Origin of the sequence: Pseudoalteromonas sp. S1609, assembly GCF_005887255.1 — a bacterium.
GTDB lineage: Bacteria > Pseudomonadota > Gammaproteobacteria > Enterobacterales > Alteromonadaceae > Pseudoalteromonas.
The window spans coordinates 1-2,883 of the sequence record NZ_PNDJ01000138.1 but is presented as its reverse complement, the minus strand read 5'-3'; the positions used below and the strand labels follow the sequence as shown (position 1 = coordinate 2,883).

General features: G+C 33.5%; 3 protein-coding genes. All 3 read left to right on the top strand.

All coding sequences use genetic code 11. The features are described 5' to 3' along the window. The first annotated feature begins 13 nt into the window (after positions 1-13). Positions 14-127, top strand: a complete 114-nt coding sequence (locus CWB76_RS20605; protein WP_138609695.1) for a class IIb bacteriocin, lactobin A/cerein 7B family — start codon at positions 14-16, stop codon at positions 125-127. Positions 128-1,546: 1,419 nt separating this feature from the next. Further along, positions 1,547-1,720: a hypothetical protein gene (locus CWB76_RS20105; protein ID WP_171039663.1), complete on the top strand. Its 174-nt coding sequence runs from the start codon at positions 1,547-1,549 to the stop codon at positions 1,718-1,720. A gap of 12 nt (positions 1,721-1,732) precedes the next feature. Continuing rightward, complete coding sequence (locus tag CWB76_RS19075; protein ID WP_138609693.1) at positions 1,733-2,650, top strand: ATP-grasp domain-containing protein; 918 nt, start codon at positions 1,733-1,735, stop codon at positions 2,648-2,650. The last annotated feature ends 233 nt before the right edge of the window (positions 2,651-2,883 follow it).

Below are 2,883 nucleotides of genomic sequence, written 5' to 3'. Positions count from 1 at the left end.
AAAGGAAAATAGAATGATTGAATTAAAAAAACATGAATTAGAGCAAGTAGATGGTGGTCTTGTACCTTTAGTTGTAGGTGCTGGCTTCGCTGTAGGTATGGCATTAGCTTACATGACACGTAAATAGTTTAGGCGAAGGGCTATGGTTAAATATTACAATAAACATTATATGACAATTAATTTTTTACTCGCTCTTTATGTAGGGTTTCAGATTGGTTCAAGAATTTGGCCAAATGTATGATATATAATTTGCTGGCTTTTAAAAGGTGCAGCACAAAATAACACTTGAAGGAAAGATAAGATGACAGAAATAAACAACGATGTAAGAGAGCAAGTTGCTGGTGGGGTTGCTTTATTAGTAATTGGTGGCCCTTTGGTAGGCAGTATAGTTCATTATGTAGTTCAAAAATAATATTAACTCTCTTGGCGGAGAAGTAATATTAATTTATTGCGAGAAATAAGATGAATAAGGAGCAGATATGCTCCTTTTTTTTGCTTTAAAAGATGTACTAGCTCAAACAAAAATTAAAACATCGGCTTGAAAAAGTGAGTTCTGAACGCCCTCCTATTATTAGCAGCCAAGCTCATTTCCTTTAGCTGTAGAGTTAGTACTTAACTGCTTCAAACTTAGTCGGTGAATTGCCTATCTACGAATAACTCTTAAGGTTGTAAATAATTCATATAAAAGAGATTTTTCAGCGCTCTAACTTTTTATCATTACTGTTTTCAGCTAGGGTGGTGATTGACTGTTTAGTCTCGGTAATTAGTCGAAGGCAGTTTACTTTTCAATATCGATTAGTTCAGCTTAAAGTTATAGTTGGTGAGTGGCCATGATGCCGTGAGTCTAGACTTATTATGATATGTTGTTTATTAGCTTATACATTGATTAATTAATAAAAGCACTAAAAATAGCCACGGAACACAATTAGATATAAAAAGTCCCATATATTAGTAAATACCGCTCTCCCATTGCGAAAAACTACAATTAGCATTGGAGTAGTAAGTGGATAAATCAAAATTACCTCTATTGCTAGATCACTTGTTTCACTTTGCACTGAGTTGTTTATTTTCGCTTTAAAGAAAAGTGTTTATTGATAACTTTGCGATCTACTCAAGGATTAAACTTCATAAAGAAATCTTATTACTAACTTTTTCTATGTCTACTTAATTTATAAATAAAAGGTGTCTATATTATTCAGGAAGAGTCTAGTTCCTAAGTTCCTGCAATTACTACCCATAGTCGAAACCACCTTATTATTTCACCAGCTAATTAAAACAATATACAGCGCTTACAAACCGCGTTATTTCATATTTAGAGCATAAAATGAAATTATAATAAAATAACATTTCAACACAAGTGTTTGATTTATATTTTTTTTATTGTTTTTTGGGGCTTTTGCAATCTTTAAAAAATAAATTCATTATTAATCCCGTCGAAAACATAGAGCGACATGAATTTGAATTATAAACGAGTAATTGGCTGGTTTAATATGCATATTTAAAAGCGTAGTTGTACAGCCAAAAATAACAGAATAGGAATAATAAAATGGCTAAGTACTTCCAATCAGAATATGAATTAGAGCGTTTTTTAGATAAACAAATGGCAGCAGACTGTATTGACAGCTATTTAGATTCAGACGGTGTTATAAGTAATAGCTGTCAAATATTTAATATCGCGGAAAGCGACATAAGTAATTTAGATTATTACACACTTAATTAATAGGATTTATAAATGGCTTATATTGTTATTGGGCAGTTACATGATGAGCATGCCTTGAAAATACTAAATAAATTAAAAGCGAGAAATGTAGATGCATATCTACTGCAATCACATGACTTTCCAAACAAAGTAAAGTTTAGCTTTTCACCCAATGATGGCGATGGCAGCTTAACTTTAAGTTGTGGCACGCTTATCAATTTAAGTGATATTAAAGCCGTGTTCTGGCGTAGCTTCTCGGGCGTGTCTGATGAAGAGACTCGAGCCACTTTTATGACTGAGCAGGGTATTGCTGCAAAGGATAGTATGGCCTGCTTAAGGACTTGGTTTTACTTAAAAAATGACACTAAGTGGGTTAATGGTTGGGAGGCTTTTCAGCATCATCAAGAAAAACCGTATCAGTTACAAAAAATAAAAAATTTGGGCGTTAAAATTCCTCAAACCTATGTTGGTAACAACATAGAAGATATAAAGCTTGCATATAAAAATTTAGAGCAAAGTATTTTTAAACCCGTTTTTGGTGGCGCGCATACTGAAATTTTAACAGAGTCTCACTTAGAGGCTGGAAGAGTTGAAGCAGCGTTGGCTAAATCCCCTATTACAGTACAAGAGTTTATAGCCGGCACTAATATACGGACTTATGTAATAGGTGAGCGCGTTATATCAATAGAGCTTAAAAGTGAGTTGGCTGATTTTAGAGTAGATGATGATGCAAAACTGGTAGTGACTGATACACCTGAGCTAATAAAAAACCAAGCTATAGAAATAACAAAAGAGTTATACCTTAATTGGACCGCTATAGACTGGCGTCGGGATAAAGGCGGTGAGTATTATTTTTTAGAAGCAAACCCTTCACCCATGTTTATTGGTTTTGAAAAACAATCAGGCATTTCAATGTCCGATTATATTGTTGATTACATGTTAGAGCATTAATAATTAATAAAACGGAGAACATATATGAAAGAGTTAGGTATTGTTGAGATGGAAGCCGTTAATGGTGGATTAGGTTGGGACGAAAATGGTAATTGGGTAGATTGCTTACAAGCTATCCGTAAATTTTTCCCGTAATTTTTAAGTAGGTTAAACAGAAATATTAGTTTTTACTGTTACGTGAATTCTTGGCGGAGTATCACGTAATAAATACGGCAATAATGCCATTAATGAGA